Source organism: Streptomyces sp. NPDC005799, from assembly GCF_040630525.1.
Taxonomy (GTDB): Bacteria; Actinomycetota; Actinomycetes; order Streptomycetales; family Streptomycetaceae; genus Streptomyces; species Streptomyces griseorubiginosus_B.
This window is the reverse complement of the sequence record NZ_JBEXXQ010000016.1, coordinates 148801-167543: the sequence shown is the minus strand read 5'-3', so window position 1 is coordinate 167543 and position 18743 is coordinate 148801. Positions and strand designations below refer to the sequence as shown.

The following is an 18743-nucleotide window of genomic DNA, read 5'->3' as shown; positions in this document are numbered from 1 at the left end:
GATGCTCCGGCATGGAGGTGTCACACCGTCAGGTCGGCCAGGGAGGTATCGGGGGGCGACTTGGTTCAGGAGCCGTACTTCTTCCTCAGCTATGCGCGGAAGGACGATCGCGACGAGTTCGTGAAGCGGTTCTACGACGATCTCGCGAAGGAGCTCCGCCGGATCGGCGCGGACCCGTCGGCGCAGCCGCCGTTCCGGGACGTCGAGGGGCTGGGGCTGGGCGCGAACTGGGCCCGGGTGCTGGGCAGGGCGGTCGGCCACTGTCGTGCCTTCGTCGCGCTGTACTCGCCGTCGTATCTGAGCAGCGAGTACTGCGGCAAGGAGTGGACGGCGTTCTACGAGCGGCTCGAGCGGTACCGCCAGGAGACCGACATACCCAACGTCCCGGCGCTGGTCCCGGTCGTGTGGATGCCGGTGGAGGGGGAGCTGCCCGACGAGGTGGCCGGCCTGCAGTACAACGAGGCCGGCATGGGCGACGAGTACCTCACGCACGGTCTGCTGCACCTGCTGAAGTCGGACCCGCTGGGGCAGGCGTACCGCACGGTCGTGGAGAGGGTCGCCGCCCGGGTGCGGCTCGCCGCGGACCGGTTCCGGCTGCCGCACACGCCCGGCCTCGACATCAGTGACGTGCACGGCCTGTTCCCGGTGGCCGGGCAGCGCTCCGCCGCGCCGGGCACCGGGCACGTGCAGGTCTTCCTCGCCGCCGGGGTCGCCGACCCGCTGCCGACGGGACGCAACCGGCCGGAGTACTACGGGCGTTCGCCCCGGGAGTGGACGCCGTACCATCCGCCGAAGAACCCGACGGTCGCCCACCGGGCGCAGAAGGTGATCGTGCAGGAGGGGTACACCAGCAACATCGAGGTCGTCGACGACGGGCTGAGCGGCCGCCTCGACGAGACCCTGCAGAACAACCAGACCAGCATCCTGCTGGTCGACCCGTGGGCCGTGCGCACCGGGACCTACCGGGACGCCCTCGCCGACTACGACGCCCAGAACCGCCCCGCCACCGGGGTCCTGGTGCCCTGCCACGCGGCCGACGAGGAGACCGGCGACGAGGCCATCTGGCAGGATCTGAGCCGGGTGCTGTGGCGCAACTGGCGCCGGCACAACGACCCGAACGACCCGCTGTTCCGGGTGAAGGTCGCCGAGGACGAGTTCGACGGCCGGCTCGCCGTGATGCTGGCGGTGGCACAGAACCGGCTGATGGAGATGGAGAGCACCACCCCCTTCCGGCTCCCCGAGGGCCCGCCCCCGCCGCCGCTGCCCTGGTCCGAGCCCCTGGGCGGCGGGCGTGGCGCCGGTGCCGCACAGGAGCCGCCGGGCAGACCCCCCGTGACCCGCGACCAAGGACTCGACGACGATGACCAGTAGGCCTGACGGACCGGGCAAGATCGTCACCTTCTACTCGTACAAGGGCGGCACCGGTCGCACCATGGCGCTGGCCAACGTGGGCTGGATCCTCGCGAGCGCGGGTCACCGGGTGCTGCTGGTGGACTGGGACCTCGAGGCACCCGGTCTGCACCGCTACCTCCACCCCCTGCTGGTCGACCCCGAACTGCGCTCCTCCAACGGCCTGATCAACATGGTGCAGTCCTATGTGCGCACCGTGATCAGCCGCGCGGAGCCTCCGGTGCGCGCGGGCGTCGGCAGCGGCTCCGGGCCACGGGCCGGGGCGGCGGCCGGGACGGAGGGCTGGCTGCGCGACGCCGCCGACCCGGCGCCGTACATCGTGGGACTGATGCTGGAGCAGCCCTCCGGCGGCCGCCTGGACTTCCTGCCCGCCGGACGGCAGTCGGCCGCCTACTCCGCCGCCGTCACCAGCTTCAACTGGCACACGTTCTACAACGAGCGCGGCGGCGGCCACTTCCTGCAGGCCCTGCGGGAGCGGATGATCGCGTCCTACGACTACGTGCTCATCGACAGCAGGACCGGTGTCAGCGACACGAGCGGGATCTGCACGGTCCTGCTGCCCGACATCCTCGTCGACTGCTTCACCATGAGCGCCCAGAGCATCCGCGGCGGCCTGGAGGCGGCGGCCACCGTCAAGAGCAGCTCCGCGCCCCGCCCCATCAAGGTGCTCCCGGTCCCCATGCGCGTCGAGGAGGCCGAGACCGAGCGGCTGGAGGCCGGACGGGACTACTGCCGCAGCGAGTTCGACCCCTTCCTGGACTGGCTGCCGGAGGAGGACCGCACCCGCTACTGGGGTGAGATCGAGGTGCCGTACAAGGCGTTCTACGCCTACGAGGAGATCCCGGCCACCGTCGGCGACCGGCCCCGCCAGGAACGGACGCTGCTCACCGCGTTCGAGCGGCTCACCGAGTGGATCTCGGAGGGCCGGGTACCCCGGTTCACCCCGCTGCCCGCCGACCGGCGCGCCGAACTGCGCACCGCCTACCTGCGCGCCCCGAAGACCCTGCCCACCCAGATCTACGTCAGCTACGCGCCGCTGGGCCGGATGTGGGCGGAGTGGGCCGAGGAGGCCCTGGAGTCGGTTGGCTACCAGGTCTCCCTGCACAGCACGGTCGGCCCCGACGGCGCCGTGCTGCCCGAGGTGGCCGGCACCCTGGGCGGCCTGGGCCGGGTGCTGGCCCTGCTGTCGCCGGAGTACGCCTCCCAGTCGCGGGCCGCCGCCGTCCGCTTCCAGCTGGCCGGACACGAGACGACCGCCGGTCCCGGCCTGGTCGCCGTACGCCTCCAGGAACTCGACCCGCCCGCCACGGAAGCGTACTTCGACAGCGTCGTCGCCGACCTCAGCCGCAGCGGTGCCGCCGAGGCCTTCGACCAGCTCCTCACCGCCCTCGGGCCACCGCCGGGCCGCCGTGCCTCGGACGGCTCCACGCCGGCCCTGGGCACGGCCCTGCCGATCTTCCCCGGCACGATACCGGCGGCCCTTCGACTGCCCTCCCGCCATCTCGGCTTCGTCGGGCGCGGTCCGCTCCTGGAGCGCCTGCGCGACCACTTCACCGCCGGCCCCACCGCCGCCGTGACCAGCCAGGCGCTCTACGGACTCGGCGGCATGGGCAAGACCCAGACCGCCCTGGAGTACGCCCACCGCTACCGGGCCGCCTATGACGTGGTCTGGTGGATGAACGCCGCCCAGCCCGGCCTGATCCGCTCCGCGCTGGCCGACCTCGCCCCCGATCTGGGCCTGGAGCGCGGGGAGGACGTGGGCAGCACCGCCGAGGCCGTGCTGCGCGCCCTCGCCCAGGGCCGGCCGTACGGCCGCTGGTTGCTGGTGTACGACAACGCCGGCAGCCCCACCGAACTCGACGGGCTCATCCCGGAGGGGCCGCCCGGCGGGCATGTGCTGATCACCTCGCGGGACCGGGCCTGGGTCAACAGCGTGGGCCGGGCCGAGGTCGAGGTCTTCACCCGCGCGGAGAGCGTCGAGGTGCTGCTCAGGTCCAACCCGCGGCTGGCCACCGAGGACGCCGAGCAGATCGCCCACGAACTCGGCGACCTGCCGCTCGCGGTCGGACAGGCGGCGGTCTGGCTGAGCCAGAGCAGCATGCCGGTCTCCATCTACCTCACCCGGCTGCGCGACCGCCCCACGGACATCCTCGAACACACCCCCCTGCCGCCCCGGGAGTACCCCAACTCCGCCGCCCGCACCTGGCAGATCTCGGTGGAGGAGTTGCGCGAGAGCAACCGGGCCGCCGTCGAGATGCTGGAGATCTGCTCCTTCTTCGGCTCCGACCCGATCCCGATGCGGCTCCTCTACAGCCGGGCCGTCACCCGGGCCCTCACCATCGACGCCGCCGAACTCGACGTGTCCGTCGCCAAGTTGCTGCGGGCCCTCAACCGCTTCGGACTGGCCGGCTTCGACCAGGGCAGCGAGACCCTGACCGTGCACCGGCTGGTCCAGGCGGTCGTCCGGGACGGCGTCGACGCCCAGCGCTGGAAGGAACTGCGGGGGGTGGTGCACACCGCGCTGGTGGACGCCAACCCCGGCGATCCGGAGGCCCCCGCCAAGTGGGCCGAGTACGACGCGCTCCTGCCTCATCTGGAGCCCTCGCGCGCGGCCGCCGACCCCGCCCCCGAGGTCCGCAGGCTGATCATCGACGCCGTGCGCTACCTGTATCGCCGCAGTCTCTACAGCACCGCTCACGACCTGGCCGTACGCACGCTGGAACGCTGGGGGCGGCCGGACTTCCCGGGCGGCGAGGACGACATGCACACGCTGATGCTGCGTACCCAGCTCGGCAACGTACTGCGCTCACAGGGAAAGCTGGTCGAGGCGTACGAGCTGGACGTGGACGTGCTGCGCCGGTTCACCGCGACCATGGGGGACGACGACTCCGCCACCCTCGCCGCGGCCGGCAACGTCGGCGCCGACCTGCGCGCCCTCGGCCGCTACCAGGAGGCCCGCGAACTGGACCGCAACACCTACCGGATGGCACTCAGCGAGTTGGGCGAGGACCACCAGCGGACCCTGATGTACGCCAACAACCTGGGTGTGTCCGAGTACCTGGCGGGCGACCGCCAGGCCGCCCTGGAGCTGCACCGCGCGGCCTACGAACGGCAGCGGGAGAACCAGGGAGCCACGAAGCCGCGCACCCTCAACCTGGCCAACAACTACGCCCGCGACCTACGTGAGACCGGTCAACTGCGGGCGGCACTGGAGCTGTTGGAGACGACCACGCGTCTCTACCACCAGGTCCTCGGCGACGGGCACAGCGACACCCTGCGGGCCCGCAAGAACCTGGCCGTCGCCCTGCGCCGGGACGGCCGCTACTCCGACGCCCGGGACATCGACCAGGACATCTACGAGCGCTACCGCGACACCCACGGCCGCGACCACTACGACACCCTCGCCGCCGCCTGCAACCTGGCCAGCGACCTCGCCGCGCTCGGGGACACGGCCCGGGCGCTGGAGCTGGCCGAGAAGGCGCTCGGCCGCTACAAGGACTACCTGGGCGAGGAACACCCGGTCACCCTGGTCTGCGCCAGCAACATGGCGGTGTACCTGAGGACGCTGGGCCGCACCGACGAGGCGCTGGCGTCCTCCAGACGCACCATGGGACAGCTGGTCGAGGTTCTCGGGGCGTCCCACCCCTACATCTACAGCTGTGTCGTCAACCACGCCAACGACCTCGTGGCCGCCGGCCGCGCCGAGGAGGCCGCGGAGCAGGAGAGCCGGGCCCGCGAGGGCCTGTTCCCGTCTCTCGGCGCCGACCACTACGACGTCGTCGCCGCCACCTCCAACCTCTCGCTCACCCTGCGCTCCCTCGGCCGTACGGCGGAGGCGGACCGTTTGCACCGGGACGCCCTGGAGCGGGCGAGACGCACCCTGGGGGCGCAGCACCCGACGACGCAGGCGATCGCCACCGGGACCCGGCTGAACTCCGACATCGAACCGCCGACCATCTGAGCGGGCCGGTCGCGTCCGCCACCCGGCGTGCCCGCCGGCTGACGGGCTGTAGGATGCGGCCACCCGCCACGCCCCGATTCCCGGGCCGCCCCGGCCGCAGGCGGGAGCGGCACGGGCACCGGTGCGATCCAGCGAGGCTGGCCCATGGTTCCCTTCCGGCAGTTCCTGCTGAAGATCCACAGCCGCTGCAACCTCGCGTGCGACTACTGCTACGTGTACGAGTCGGCGGACCAGAGCTGGCGCGACCGCCCCCGTGTCATGGATCCCCGCACCGTGCGGCGTACGGCGGCCCTCATCGCCGGGCACGCCCGGGACCACGGTCTGGGCGAGGTGCATGTCGTCCTGCACGGCGGCGAGCCCCTGCTGGTGGGTGCCGCCCGGCTGGACGCGCTGCTCGGTGTGCTCGCCGACGCACTCGACGGGGTGGCGGACCTGCGGCTCACCCTGCAGACCAACGGACTGCGGCTCGTCGAGGACCCGGCGCTGCTGCCGGTGCTGGCCCGGCACGGGGTGCGGATCGGGGTCAGCCTCGACGGCACCGCCGCCACCCACGACCGGCACCGGCGGCGTCCCGACGGGCGGGGCAGCCACGCGGGGGTCGCCCGGGCCCTGCGGCTCCTCGCCGACGGTCCGTACCGCCCGCTGTACGCCGGGCTGCTGTGCACCGTCGACCTGGCCGCCGACCCGGTGGAGACCTACGAGGCCCTGATCGAGTTCGCCCCGCCGCGGCTGGACCTGCTGCTGCCGCACGGCACCTGGCACACCCCGCCGCCCGGACTGGCCGGCCGCACCGTTGTGCCCCCGACGGCGCCCGGAGCCGAGCCGGCGGAGCCGGTGCCGTACGCCCGCTGGCTCCGTGCCGTCTTCGACCGCTGGTACGGCGCGGCCCGCCGGGAGACCGGGATCCGGCTGTTCGAGGAGATCGCGGCCCTGCTGCTCGGCGGCACCGCCCGCAGCGAGGCGGTCGGACTCGCCCCGGTCGACCTGGTCGTGGTCGAGACCGACGGGACCATCGAACAGGCCGACTCCCTGAAGGTCGCCTACGACGGCGCCCCGGCCACCGGCCTGGACGTCTTCACGCACAGCTTCACCGACGCCGCACGCCACGAGGCCTTCCGGGCCCGGCAGCGGGGGCGGGCCGGGCTGGCCCTCGTCTGCGCGGCCTGCCCGCGTTCGGCGGTCTGCGGCGGAGGCCTGTACGCCCACCGCTACCGCCCCGACGCCACGCCGACCCCGTTCGCGGCGCCGTCCGTGTACTGCCCCGACCTGGCCGCCCTGATCGACCACATCACCACCCGCCTGCACCGAGACCTCACCGCACTGACAGCGGCGACCCGACCGGCCCCGAGATGACCCCACCCCCCGCCGCCCACGTTCGTGCCGCGCGTGTCCGTGCCGCGCGTGTTCGTGGCGCGCGTGTCCGTGGCGCGCGTGTCCGTGGCGCGGGTGTCCCCTTCGCCCGCGTCCCCGCCGCCCGCGTTCGTGCCGCCGGTGTTCGTGCCGCCGGTGTTCGTGCCGTCGGTGTCCGTGGCGCGCGTGTTCGTGGCGCGCGTGTCCGTGCCACCCGCGTTCGTGCCGCCCGCGTCCGTGGCGCCCGCGTTGTGCCGCCGGTGTCCGTGCCGCGCGTGTCCGTGGCGCCCGCGTTGTGCCGCCGGTGTCCGTGCCGCCCGCGTTCGTGCCGCCCGTGTCCGTGCCGCCCGCGTTCGTGCCGCCCGCGTCCGTGGCACCCGCGTTGTGCCGCCGGTGTTCGTGCCGCCGGTGTCCGTGGCGCGCGTGTCCGTGCCGCGCGTGTCCGTGGCGCCGGTGTTCGCGGCGCGCGTGTCCGTGCCGCGCGTGTCCGTCCCGTCCGTGAGGAGTGAGCCCGTCGTGCCTGTTCCGCCCGCCGTCCCCACCCCCGACGTGCCGTCCGCCGCCGGCCCCCTCGTCCCGCTCGACCTGGACCCGGACCTGTTCGACGCCCTCGCCCGGGCCCGGGGCGGGGTCGGGGGCGTGGAGGTGCTGCGGCGCGGGCAGCTCAGCAAGCGGACCCTGCTGGCCGTCGCCGTGCGCCGGGCGCTGCCCGACGACGCCGGCTTCCAGGGCGCGTACCGGCGGCTGGCGCGCATGCAGCGGGAGGAGCCGGGGCGGTGGCGGGAGACCATGCTGCATCCCTACCTCGACGAAGGACTGGCCCGCGCGCTCGCCGAGTGCGCCCGCGGCCACCGCCCCGACCTCGCCTGGTTCGGCGAACTCGTCGACGGAGGGCCGGCCGCGCTGTCGGGACCCCGTCTGCTGACCGCCGAGTGCGACGGCGCCGTGCTGCGCCTGCGGCTCGCCGACCGGGGCCCCTTCCGCGCCGTGCACGGCCATCCGCCGGCCGGAGCGCAGAGCGCGGGCGAGGCGGAGGGCTGGCAGCGGTCACTGGACGGCGCCTGGCGGGTGCTGGTCCGCCGCCACCCCTGGCACGCCCGGGCCGTCGCCGCCTGTCTGTCCGCCCTGGTGCCGCTGCACCCCGCCCCCGGCGGCACCTCGGTGAGCTCGGCGGCCCGCCGGGCGCACGGCGCCGTCGCCCTCTCCCCGCCCGGCGACCCGGTGCTCTTCGCGCTGACCCTGGTCCACGAGTTCCTGCACGTCCAGCTCGCCGCCCTGCTCGACCTGGTCCCGCTGTACGGCCCGCCCTCGGCCGCCCGCTACCGGGCCCCCTGGCGTCCCGACCCGCGCCCCCTGGACGCGCTCCTCACCGGCACCTACGCCCACCTGGGTGTCTGCGACTTCTGGCACACCGAGCACACCACCGCCCCGCCCGACCCCCGGGCCGACCGGGAGTACACCACCTGGCACGGACACACCCGCGCCGCCGTCGGCACCCTCCTCGGCAGCGGCGAACTCCTGCCCGCGGGCCGCCGCTTCACCGAGGAGATGGGCCGCGCCCTCGACCGCGCCGACGCCTGAGCGGGCTCAGCCCCGCTCCTCCGTCAGCTCCGCCAGCCGGCGCAGATGCGGGCCGTACTCCGGGTCCGCCAGAGCGGCCGCGAACTGAGCGGTGAGGTAGGCGAGCGGGTTGCCGGTGTCGTACCAGCGGCCCTGGATGACCTGGCCGTACACCGCCTTGGTGGCGGCGTAGGCGTTGATGGCGTCGGTGAGGTAGATCTCGCCGGTGCGGTGCTCGTACCAGGCCCTGGTCTGCTTGCGGAGTTCCTCGACGATGCCCGGGGTGATGACATAGCCGCCGATCGCCGCGTAGGCGGAGGGCGCGTCCTCGGGCTTCGGCTTCTCGACCAGACCGCTGATGCGCAGCAGTCCCTCGCCGAGATCCTCCCGGACCCGGGGCACGCCGTAGCGCTGCGAGTCGGACGGGTCCATCGGCATCAGGGCGAGCACCGGGCAGCTGGTCGCCTCGAAGGCGCGGATCAGCTGCTGGGCGCGGGGGACGTCGGCCACGAAGACGTCGTCGGGCCACAGCACCAGGATCGGCTCGTCACCGGCGTTGCGGGCCGCGTTCAGCACGGGCGTGCCGTTGCCGTACGGGCCGTGCTGGTCGAGGTAGGTGATGTGGCCGAGCCGGGACAGCTCGCCGACCTCCTCCACCGCGTCCGCGTAGGCGGTCTTGCCGTCGGCGCGCAGCTGGGCGACGAGGGCCGGATTCGGCCGGAAGTGGTCCTGGATCAGGCCCTTGCCGCCCGAGACGACGATCGTGATGTCCGTGATGCCGGACGCCACCAGCTCCCGCACGGTGTGCTCGACGACGGGCTTGTCCCCGACCGGCAGCATCTCCTTCGGGATGGCCTTGGTCAGCGGCAGCAGACGGGACCCCAGCCCGGCTGCGGGGATGACTGCGCGGCGGATCGTCGTGGCCATGGGGCCCCTTTCGTCGAAAGGCCGGTCCCGTCGTCGGAAAGCCGGACCCGGTTCCTGTCCCGTTCAGCAAACGCTGCCCGCGAGCCCGGGCCGGAAGCCCCGGGTGAACAGTTCCGGACATGCCGGTGGGGCCATGGCGAAGAGGCCCGCCTCACGCCTCCTCGGCCAGTTCCGCCACTCCCGTCACCCGGTGCAGCGGGTATGTCCGCACCTCGTCCGCCGTGTGGTCGTACGCCGTCACGAAGCCGCCCTCGACCCGGATCGGGGCGATCACGCGCTGGCTCGCGGCGCCCTCCGCGTTGACGTACCCGATCCACAGTGCCTCCCCGGTCAGGACGGCGGCCTGCATGGTGGCCAGGGTCTCGGCGGAGCTGGTGCGCGGCAGGGCGCCGCCCGCCGCGGCCGAGGGGGGCTGTTTGCGCGGGGCCGTGGAGGCCACGTCACCGGCCCTGATCGCCCGGATCGCCGCCGACAGCAGCGTCGCGTCCGGCGTCGGCGGGCCGTCAGGGACCGGCTCGGGCGCGGTGCGCGGCGGGGTGCGGTGGGCGTCGGCGCGGGTGATCAGGACGTCGCCCTCGGCGGACTCGGCGGCCGGCGCGAAACCCATCGCGCGCAGCCCCTCCAGCAGGGTCGCCGGGTCGGCCTGGGTGGCCAGCACGGTGGGCGCGAGGCGGCGCAGGCGCAGTCCGGCGGCCCGCTTGTCGGCCATGATCTCGTTCAGCAGGGCGTCGTCGTCGCAGCGCACGTACGCCGAGGCCGCGCCCACCCGCAGGTGCCCGTGCCGACGGGCCACGTCGTCGATCAGGTAGGCGAGCGGCTGCGGAACCGGTGTCCGGGAGTGCGCCGCGAGGAAGGCGTGCAGGTCGGAGGCGGTCTTCCCGGCGTCGAGCGCCCGCCGCACCGACCCCGGAGTGAACCGGTAGACGGTCGCCCCGCCCTTCGACTCCACGTCCGCCAGCACCCCCAGCATGTCGGCGAGCGGCCGCTGCAACGGCCCGGGCGCCACCGCCGTCAGGTCGGCCTGCAGCAGCACGTGGTCCAGCGGCTCGGGCAGCAGCGGCGCGAGCAGCCGGGCGGCCGCGGCGGAGGCGGTGGCCTGCTCGACGGGGGAGAGGGGCTCCACGGCGACGGGCGTGTGATGGACGGGGAGCTTGTCGCCGGGGCCCCCGGACTCCGCCTCGGCCGCCTTCCTCGCGCGCGTCGACGACGCGGGCGCCGGCGCCCCCAGCAGCGCCCGCCCATGAGCCGACAGCGCGCCCCGCCCCGTCACGCCCAGCATCTCCGCCTCCGACAGCGTCCAGCGGGCCAGCCGGGCGCGCAGGTCGTCGTCCTGCTGGGGCCCGCGCAGGGGCCGCTCCCAGCGCAGCCGGTCCAGCACGGACTCGGCGGACGGCGCGGTGCCCTCCGGCAACCCGGCCAGCAGCGTCAGCACCCGGTGCCGTACCTCCGGCGCGGCGGACCGGTCGAGGCCGGGCCCGAGCGCCGACAACGTACGGTCCTTCGCGTCCCGCCCGCCGACCAGTCCCGCCGTCCGGGTCGCCGTCAGCCACCTCTCCGCGAGCCGCGCCCAGCGCACGCCCGCGGGCTGCTCCAGCCACTCGTCGTACGCCGGGGTCGCCGCGAACCGCTCGTCCGCCTCCCCGTCGGACGCGAGCAGGCCCGCCGCGTAGGCGAGTTCGACCCAGAAGGCGGCGACCGGCTCGGCCACGTCCAGCGCGACCGCCGTCCGCTTCAGGTCGCGCACGCTCAGCCCACCTGCCCGCAGCACGGCGGGCCCGCCCTCGTGCCAGTCCTTCAGCAGCTCCTCGATCGTCGCCAGCGCGGTGTACGCCTGCCCGGCCGCCGTGGTGTCCACAACCTGTGGACGGTGCGTGGCCGCGGACTCCAGGGCGGGCGGCAGCGGCTCCAGCGCGCGGTGCGCCCGCCCGCCGCGCAGATGCAGGGCCACCTCCCGCGGCAGTACGACCGTGCCGGGCGCCGTCGGCAGCAGCAGCCCGCGGTCCAGCAACTGCCGCAGATGCGCCGCGGGATCCGAGGTGACCTGCCCGTACGGCGGCCCCCACACCAGCCTGGCGAGCACCTCCCGCGACTCCTGCGGCAGCCCGGCGAGCAGCGCGGCCATCCGCTCGCGGTCACCGAACAGCGCGGTGAGCGAGCCCACCGCCGACACCGAGTCGTGCGTCGAGGGCAGCCCGGCCGCCGTCACGAGCTCCTGCACCCGGCCCGGCGACATGCCCGCCGTGGCCTCCTGCACGGTCGGACCGAGCCCGGTCGGGGACGGGTGCTGCGGGGACGGCGCCAGCAGCTCACGGGCCGTGCGCACCAGCCGCAGCCGCTCGTCGTCACCCCACACCAGCGCCTGCTCCCGCAGGGTGCCGAGAGCACGCGGAAGAGCCGCGGCGACCACCGGATCGCCCTCGTCGCCGGTCATCAGCCCCAGCAGCTCCCCGTACGACGCCGGGTCCGCCGCGACCGCCAGCGCCTCCGCCGTCTGCAGCGCGAACCGGTCCAGCCGCTCCAGCGCCCGCACCACGCTGGCCCGGGTACCGGCGCGGGTGGCGAGCTGGGTGAGGTCGGTGGGGACGGGGGTGATGAGATCGGGGCGAGCGCGCAGCAGTGCGGCGAGGGAGACGTCGTCCCTCGCTCGGAGTGCCTCTGCGAGTGAACGCGGGGCCGGGGTGCTCATCCGACTCACGGTACCGGGTGGGCGGGCGTCCCTGGAGGCTGCGCCCTCCGACCCCCGTCGGCCCGAAGGGCCCCGTCCTCGGACGCCGGACGGGCTGTTCGATGCTGACCTGCGATACCTTCGTACCGCGGGCCATCCAACGCAGCCGCCCCGGAGGGGACTTCGTGGGGATCGAGAGCGACCAGGTCGTCTACGAGTATCTGAGCCGTGTCGGCGACGTGGCGCAGCAGCGGCAGCTGCCGTCGGCCACACGCATGCGCCTGGTGTCGGAGCTGCGGAACGAGATCGACCGGCGCCGCGCCACGGGCACCGCCGACAGCCCCGCGGCCGTCCGCCGGATCATCTCCCGGCTCGGCACCCCGGACGAGGTCGTGGACGCGGCCGGCGGCGCACCCGACGCGCCCCCGGCCACCCCCACCCACCTGCCCGTGCAGCGTGACGACGAGCCCGAGGACACCGGCCGGCTGCCCAAGAGCCTGCGGCGCCGCGCCGTACCGGGTCCGCGGCCGGAGCAGCCCGCACAGGCCGAGCGGCCCGCCCGGCCCGCGCCCTCCGACGACCCCGCCTCCGCCGGTGAGCCGGACTGGTGGCGGGTGGACAGCACGCCACTCGCCGAGAGCGTGCCGGGATTCGTGGGCGGCGTGGAGATCCCCAGCCTGGTCAAGCCGCCCCGGCCGAGGACGCCCGAGTCGGCCCCGCCCGCCGCGCCCGCCACGGAGAGGACGGTGGAGGCGGAGGAGGAGACCGTACCCGAGGCTTCCCCCGCCCGGCGCCGCCGTCTCTCCCTCCCCGTCTCCCGCTGGAGCAACCCCCTGCTCCTGATCGCCGCCGGTCTGCTCGTCGTCGGCGCGATCCTCGGGAACTGGTTCGCCCTGCTGCTCGGCTGGCTCATCGCCTACGCCTCCCGGCGCCTGACGCAGAACGAGTCGAAGTGGGCGGTCATCGGGATGCCGTCGGTGGCGGTCGCGGCCGGGATCGTCTGGCTCTGGGGCCGCAACCAGGGCCGCTGGGGCGATCCCATCGCCCAGGGCCACATGAACGACGCGATCGCCCAGACCTGGCCGTGGGTGGTGCGGGGCGCGGCCGTGCTGTCGGCGCTGTTCGTGGTCTGGCGCTCCCAGCGGAAGATGTAGGCGGGGGCGAACCGGCGAGAGTAGGTGTACGTCACACCGGCCCGCCGTCTCCCCGCCACCCGGGCTGGGCACAATGGCCCATATGGCCCTCACCTCCGCACCCGCCCTGACCGTCGGCTTCGACCTCGACATGACCCTCATCGACTCCCGCCCCGGCATCCGCGCCTGCTACCAGGCGCTGTCCGAGCGGACGGGGACCTACATCGACGCCGACCTCGCGGTCACGCGGCTCGGACCGCCGCTCGCGGAAGAGCTGATCAACTGGTTCCCCGAGGACGAGATCACGGCCATGGGCGACCTGTACCGCTCGATGTACCCGGCCATCGCCATCACCGCGACCCCCGCGATGACCGGGGCGCGGGAGGCGATCGACGCCGTACGCGCGGCCGGCGGGCGGGCGATCGTGGTGACCGCGAAGTACGAGCCCAACGCCAAGCTGCACCTGGAGCACCTGGGCATCCACCCGGACGAGGTCGTCGGCAACCTGTGGGCCGAGCAGAAGGCGGAGGCCCTGCGCGAGCACGGGGCGGGGGTGTACGTCGGCGACCACATCGGCGATGTGCGCGGCGCCCGCAGGGCCGACGCCCTGTCGGTGGCCGTGGCGACCGGGCCGTGCAGCGCCGAGGAGCTGACGGCGGCCGGGGCGGACGTGGTCCTCGGCGACCTCACCGAGTTCCCGGGCTGGCTCGCCGGCTACCGTCCCGCGCGCGCCTGACGTCGGCCGGCCGCGATCGACCGCAGCACTCCGGCGGCGGCGATCAGGAAGCCGACCCCCATGAGCATGCTCAGTCCGAACATGTAGGTGGGAAATGGCTTCGCGTGCAGGAACAGCGGAGCCACTGTGACGAGTGTGGCCACGGCACCGAGGAAGAACACGATGGCACCGGCACGGATCAGTCGGTCACCGGGCCCGGCGGAATTCGTTTGGGTTTTGTCACGCACCGGACCAGGGTAGTTCCCAGCGCGAAGGAACAACCCGGCGACGTCTTGTCACCGGCCTGAAGACCATTAGCCTTGGTACCGGCGGGTCCGTGACGACCCGCCCAAGTGCTATCAAGAGCCGTTTCCGAAGCAGTTTTCCGACGAGTACGAGGACGAGGACAGACGTGCCCACCGGCAAGGTCAAGTGGTTCAACAGTGAGAAGGGCTTCGGCTTTCTCTCCCGGGACGACGGCGGCGACGTCTTCGTCCATTCCTCGGTCCTCCCCGCCGGAGTAGACACACTCAAGCCGGGACAGCGAGTTGAGTTCGGGGTGGTCGCCGGACAGCGCGGCGACCAGGCGCTTTCGGTCACCATTCTCGACCCGACGCCCTCGGTGGCGGCCGCGACCCGTAAGAAGCCGGACGAACTGGCCTCGATCGTCCAGGATTTGACGACCCTGCTCGAGAACATCACACCGATGCTCGAGAGGGGCCGTTACCCCGAGAAGACCGCGGGCAAGAAAATCGCGGGGCTGCTGCGCGCGGTCGCCGACCAGCTCGACGTGTAATCCCGTGGAACGGCCGACGTGAGCGACATAAGCACCCAAGCCGGTGGCGGGGCCCCGACCCGGGCCCCGTCCGCCGAACTGCTGGAGCGGATCCGGCGGCAGCGCCGGCACACTCTGGAACTGCTCACCGTGTCCGCCGTCGGCCTCGTCCCGTGGACCGTCCTGCTGTGGTTCACGCTGCCGACCGGATACGCGGTCCGTCAGTGGCGTACGGCCTGGGTGGGGTTCGACGTCCTGCTGGTGGTGTCGATGGCGTCCACCGCCCTGCTCGGCTGGCGGCGGCACCGGGCCGTCCTCGTCGCGGCCACGACGACGGCGGCCCTGCTGGTCTGCGACGCGTGGTTCGACGTGTCGCTCGCCCTCGGGACCCCGGGTGTGTGGCTGTCGGCGGCGCTCGCGGTGTGCGTGGAGCTGCCCCTGGCCGTCTACCTCATCACGAAGGTCCGGGGGATGCTCTCGCTGGCCCAGTGGCCGCCGCGTGTCCCGCTGGGCGAGGACGACCCCTGATCGGCCGACCGGCACGGCTGAGCCGACCGGTGGCTCAGGGGAACGCCAGCGCCTCCGGCCCCAGCGCCGGCACGAGCCCCTCCGCCGCCGCTCGCGTCAACAGCCCCCGGATCGCCGCGTACCCGTCCTCGCCGAGATCCGCGGTGAACTCGTTGACGTACAGCCCGATGTGCTGGTCGGCGACCGCGGGATCCATCTCCTGCGCGTGCTCCATGACATAGGGCCGGGACACCTCGGGTTCGTCCCAGGCCGCTTTCACGGACGTACGGACCGCCTCGGCCAGTCCCGTCAGCGTCCGGGAACCCAGCGACCGCTTCGCGATGATCGCCCCCAGCGGAATCGGCAGCCCGGTCGTCCTCTCCCAGTGCTCACCCATGTCCGCAAGCTTGTGCAGCCCGTAGTTCTGGTAGGTGAACCGTGCCTCGTGGATGACGAGTCCCGCGTCGACCTTCCCGTCCCGCACGGCCGGCATGATCTCGTGGAACGGCATGACGACGATCTCGCCGACACCGGCAGGCACCGTGTCGGCCGCCCACAGCCGGAACAGCAGATACGCCGTCGACTTCTCGGACGGGACGGCGACCGTACGGCCCCGGAGGTCGGCCCCGGGCTCGCGGGTGAGCACCAGCGGCCCGCAGCCCCGGCCCAGCGCACCCCCGCACGGCAGCAGGGCGTACTCGTCGAGGACGTACGGCAGCACGGCGTACGACACCTTCAGCACGTCGAACTCGCCGCGCTCGGCCATGCCGTTGGTGACGTCGATGTCCGCGAAGGTCACGTCCAGCGCGGGGGCGCCGGGGACGCGGCCGTGGGCGAGGGCGTCGAAGACGAACGTGTCGTTCGGGCAGGGCGAATACGCGATCCGCAGGGGCTGTACCGGCTCACTGGTCATGCTGTTTCCAACTCTCCAGGACGGGCGCGAGCTTCCCGAAGCCCTCGGCCAGGGCCGTGAGGGCGTCACCGATGCGCCAGGCGGCGCGGTCGCGCGGCCCGACGGGGTTGGAGACCGCGCGGATCTCCAGGACGGGGAGACGGTGGAGCGCGGCCGCCTCCGCCACCCCGAAGCCCTCCATGCCCTCGGCGAGGGCACGCGGATGCCGGGCCCGCAGCTCGGCGGCGCGCTCGGCGGTGCCGGTCACCGTGGAGACGGTGAGTACGGCTCCGGTGCGCGCGCCGGTCGCGTGCGCGATGTCTCGTACGAGTGATTGCGGCGGACGGTGGCTGACGGTCCCGAAGCCGAGTTCCGTGACGGGGACGAATCCGTCGGCGGTCTCGGCGCCCAGATCGGCCACGGTGATCTCGTCGGCGACGACGAGTGAGCCGAGCGGCGCCTCGGGCTGGAAGCCACCGCCGATGCCGGCCGACACGACCAGGTCGTAGGGGGCGCCTTCGAGGGCGGCCGAGGTGAGGGTGGTGGCGGTGGCGGCGGCCGCGAGCGCGGGGCCGACGCCGACGGCGGTCACCGTCAGGGCCTCGCCGGTGAACGCGCGGGCCACCGCGTCCCGTTCGGCCGGGACCGCGGTGGCCACGAGGACCCGTACCGAGGACGTGGTCAGTCCGCCTTCTTCAGCTTGAAGGACCACAGGCCGGTCACCGTGTTGCTGCTCTTCTTGCCGTCGCCGGCCTTGATGGAGACCAGCGTGGAGTTGCCCTGCGCGCCGTACTGGGCGTTGAAGAAGACGCTGCCCGGGATGGTGCGGTACGTCTTGTCGCTGTCCTCGGTGAGCGGCTGGCCGTTCATCAGGATCGTCCAGCGCTTGTCGGCGATGGCCGGGTCGACGCCGATCCGGACCGTGTCGTCGGGGTCGACCTTGATGGACTGGATGTCCGTGTCCTTCAGGCACTTCGTGAGGTCCGCGGTCTGCAGGGACTTGCCCTCACCACCGCACGTGGCCTCCTCGCTGACGGAGGAGCGGCCGACGGTGATCGTGGAACGCGGGGTCGGCTTGTCGCAGGCCGACAGGACGAGCAGTCCGGCGGAAACGGCGCCGACGACGGCGACGGCGCGGCGCCGTCGCACAGCGGCGTAGACATCTGCGGCTCCGCCGCGTGGCATCGAGGTCATGCCAGAAGGCTATAGGGCGTGTCCTGCACGCTCTTTACGCGGGGGCCGGTGTGGCTGTGTGTTACGCCACGCGGGGCTTGGCCGCGCCGCCGTGCCGGGCCGAGCCGATCAGCGCCCGGGACGTCGTCACCCAGCCGAGGGCGAGGACCGCGGCGGCCAGGCACAGCCCCGCCGTGCCGTTCAGCGGCATCACGATGCCGATCGCGCCGCCCAGGACCCAGGCCATCTGCAGCATGGTCTCCGAGCGGGCGAAGGCCGAGGTGCGTACCAGCTCGGGCACGTCCCGCTGGATCAGCGCGTCCAGTGACAGCTTGGCCAGCGCCAGACAGAAGCCGGTGGTCGCCGTGAGACACGCCACCAGGAACGCGCCGAAGAAGATCGCGGCCGTGACCGCCGCGCCCAGCACGATCGCCAGGACCGTCACGATGATGATCTCCGGCGCCCGGGAGCGCAGCCAGGCCCCGGCCGCCGTACCGAGCGCGTTGCCCGCGCCCGCCGAGACGGCGACCAGGCCGAGGGAGACGGCGGCGCTCTCGCCGGTCAGCGGGTGCTCGCGCAGGAGGAACGCGAGGAAGAAGGTGAGGAATCCGGACAGCCAGCGCAGCGCGGCGTTCGCGCCGAGGGCGTGGGTGACCGCGGTGCCCACGGTCCGCAGTCCCGGGCGTTTGGCCGTCTTGCGGTGCGGGCCGTGCAGATGGGCCTCGTCGGCGGCGAGCAGGGCCACGTCCTCGCCCTTGGCCGAGTCGACCTTCGGGGCCAGGGTGAAGGACAGGAACATGCCCCAGATGTAGATCAGGAAGGCGCCGTACAGCGGCCAGCGCGGCCCGATGGCGTGCAGGCCGGCCCCGACGGGCGCGGCGACGCCGGTGGCGAGCAGGCCGCCGAGGGTGACCCGTGAGTTGGCCTTCACCAGGGAGAAGCCCGGCGGCAGCAGCCGGGGTACGACGGCACTTCGGACCACGCCGTACGCCTTCGACGCGACCAGCACGCCGAGGGCCGCCGGATACAGCTCCAGGCTGCCGGTGGTGACGGCGCCGGCGATGATCAGCGCGAGCAGGGCGCGGGCGAGCATCGAAGCGGCCATCGCGGCGCGGCGGCCGTGCGGGAGCCGGTCCAGGAGCGGCCCGATGACGGGGGCGAGGACCGTGAACGGGGCCATTGTGATGGCGAGGTAGAGCGCGACGCGGCCGCGCGCCTCGTCGGTCGGCACGGAGAAGAAGACGGTGGAGGCGAGGGCGATGGTGATCATCAGGTCGCCGGCGCCGTTGACCGCGTGGAGTTCGATCAGCTTGCCCAGGCCGGACTCGCCGGCGCCGTGCGCGTGCGTGGCCTTTCTGATCCCGCGGGCGGTTCCGGTGACCGGGAAGTGCAGGGCACGGCCGACGGCGCGGACGGACCCGACGAACCGGCCCGAACCGCCATCACGTCTGCTGCCCCTGATCCCACCGACCTTGGTGGCTCCCTGGGGCGTCCTTGCGGCTGCCACGACGTTCATAGTGCCCCCAGAACGTCCCGGGTAGTGCGGTTACCGCGCGTATGAGGCCGACTGGTTCGCAGCCGAGGACCTTTTCCGACCCGTCGGTGTAGGCCGGGAGCACGGGAGAAGGTAGCGTGCGTATCTCAGCCATCCATCAGAATGGATGGAGAGGTGCGC

At 73.5% G+C, this 18743-nt stretch carries 15 protein-coding genes; 8 read left to right on the top strand and 7 right to left on the bottom strand.

Annotation, left to right across the window (positions count from 1 at the left end; translation table 11 throughout):
• The first annotated feature begins 60 nt into the window (after positions 1-60).
• From fsxC to ABZ453_RS18190, 4 genes are all read left to right on the top strand, one after another.
• Positions 61-1371, top strand: coding sequence for an FxsC protein (fsxC, locus tag ABZ453_RS18205; protein ID WP_359015956.1), 1311 nt, complete (start codon positions 61-63; stop codon positions 1369-1371).
• Positions 1361-5371, top strand: coding sequence for an FxSxx-COOH system tetratricopeptide repeat protein (gene fxsT / locus ABZ453_RS18200; protein WP_359015955.1), 4011 nt, complete (start codon positions 1361-1363; stop codon positions 5369-5371). Before fsxC ends, fxsT begins: the two co-directional genes overlap by 11 nt.
• A 144-nt stretch (positions 5372-5515) precedes the next feature.
• Positions 5516-6724: an FxsB family cyclophane-forming radical SAM/SPASM peptide maturase gene (locus ABZ453_RS18195; protein WP_359015954.1), complete on the top strand. Its 1209-nt coding sequence runs from the start codon at positions 5516-5518 to the stop codon at positions 6722-6724.
• A gap of 513 nt (positions 6725-7237) precedes the next feature.
• Positions 7238-8302, top strand: coding sequence for an HEXXH motif-containing putative peptide modification protein (locus ABZ453_RS18190; protein WP_359015953.1), 1065 nt, complete (start codon positions 7238-7240; stop codon positions 8300-8302).
• A gap of 6 nt (positions 8303-8308) precedes the next feature.
• Here ABZ453_RS18190 and ABZ453_RS18185 read toward each other — a convergent pair whose 3' ends face one another.
• On the bottom strand, positions 8309-9208 hold the full coding sequence (locus ABZ453_RS18185; RefSeq protein ID WP_359015952.1) for a UTP--glucose-1-phosphate uridylyltransferase: 900 nt from the start codon (positions 9206-9208) through the stop codon (positions 8309-8311).
• 151 nt (positions 9209-9359) lie between these two features.
• Complete coding sequence (locus tag ABZ453_RS18180) at positions 9360-11894, bottom strand: helicase C-terminal domain-containing protein (protein ID WP_359015951.1); 2535 nt, start codon at positions 11892-11894, stop codon at positions 9360-9362.
• Between the two features lie 164 nt (positions 11895-12058).
• On the opposite strand from ABZ453_RS18180, the gene ABZ453_RS18175 reads away from it, so the two are divergent.
• Positions 12059-13027 carry a hypothetical protein gene (locus tag ABZ453_RS18175; protein WP_359015950.1) on the top strand — a complete coding sequence of 323 codons (969 nt, stop codon included), beginning with the start codon at positions 12059-12061 and terminating at the stop codon, positions 13025-13027.
• A 73-nt stretch (positions 13028-13100) separates the two neighbouring features.
• On the top strand, positions 13101-13742 hold the full coding sequence (locus ABZ453_RS18170; RefSeq protein ID WP_359015949.1) for a haloacid dehalogenase-like hydrolase: 642 nt from the start codon (positions 13101-13103) through the stop codon (positions 13740-13742).
• Here ABZ453_RS18170 and ABZ453_RS18165 read toward each other — a convergent pair.
• On the bottom strand, positions 13721-13969 hold the full coding sequence (locus ABZ453_RS18165; protein ID WP_133045638.1) for a hypothetical protein: 249 nt from the start codon (positions 13967-13969) through the stop codon (positions 13721-13723). The two genes, ABZ453_RS18170 and ABZ453_RS18165, sit on opposite strands and share 22 nt — an antisense overlap.
• Positions 13970-14133: 164 nt before the next feature.
• On the opposite strand from ABZ453_RS18165, the gene ABZ453_RS18160 reads away from it, so the two are divergent.
• Both ABZ453_RS18160 and ABZ453_RS18155 read left to right on the top strand, forming a co-directional pair.
• On the top strand, positions 14134-14517 hold the full coding sequence (locus ABZ453_RS18160; RefSeq protein WP_133045637.1) for a cold-shock protein: 384 nt from the start codon (positions 14134-14136) through the stop codon (positions 14515-14517).
• An 18-nt stretch (positions 14518-14535) separates the two neighbouring features.
• Positions 14536-15024, top strand: coding sequence for a hypothetical protein (locus ABZ453_RS18155; protein WP_359015948.1), 489 nt, complete (start codon positions 14536-14538; stop codon positions 15022-15024).
• A gap of 34 nt (positions 15025-15058) precedes the next feature.
• On the opposite strand, the gene ABZ453_RS18150 is transcribed toward ABZ453_RS18155, so the two are convergent.
• From ABZ453_RS18150 to ABZ453_RS18135, 4 genes are all read right to left on the bottom strand, one after another.
• A complete protein-coding gene (locus ABZ453_RS18150; protein ID WP_359015947.1) occupies positions 15059-15916 on the bottom strand; it encodes a 1,4-dihydroxy-6-naphthoate synthase in 858 nt (285 codons plus the stop codon).
• Positions 15906-16607: a futalosine hydrolase gene (locus tag ABZ453_RS18145; RefSeq protein ID WP_359015946.1), complete on the bottom strand. Its 702-nt coding sequence runs from the start codon at positions 16605-16607 to the stop codon at positions 15906-15908. The genes ABZ453_RS18150 and ABZ453_RS18145 overlap by 11 nt, the downstream gene beginning before the upstream one ends.
• Positions 16577-17089: a DUF2771 domain-containing protein gene (locus ABZ453_RS18140; protein WP_359015945.1), complete on the bottom strand. Its 513-nt coding sequence runs from the start codon at positions 17087-17089 to the stop codon at positions 16577-16579. Before ABZ453_RS18140 ends, ABZ453_RS18145 begins: the two co-directional genes overlap by 31 nt.
• A gap of 61 nt (positions 17090-17150) precedes the next feature.
• Complete coding sequence (locus ABZ453_RS18135; protein ID WP_359015944.1) at positions 17151-18575, bottom strand: MFS transporter; 1425 nt, start codon at positions 18573-18575, stop codon at positions 17151-17153.
• Positions 18576-18743 lie beyond the last annotated feature (168 nt).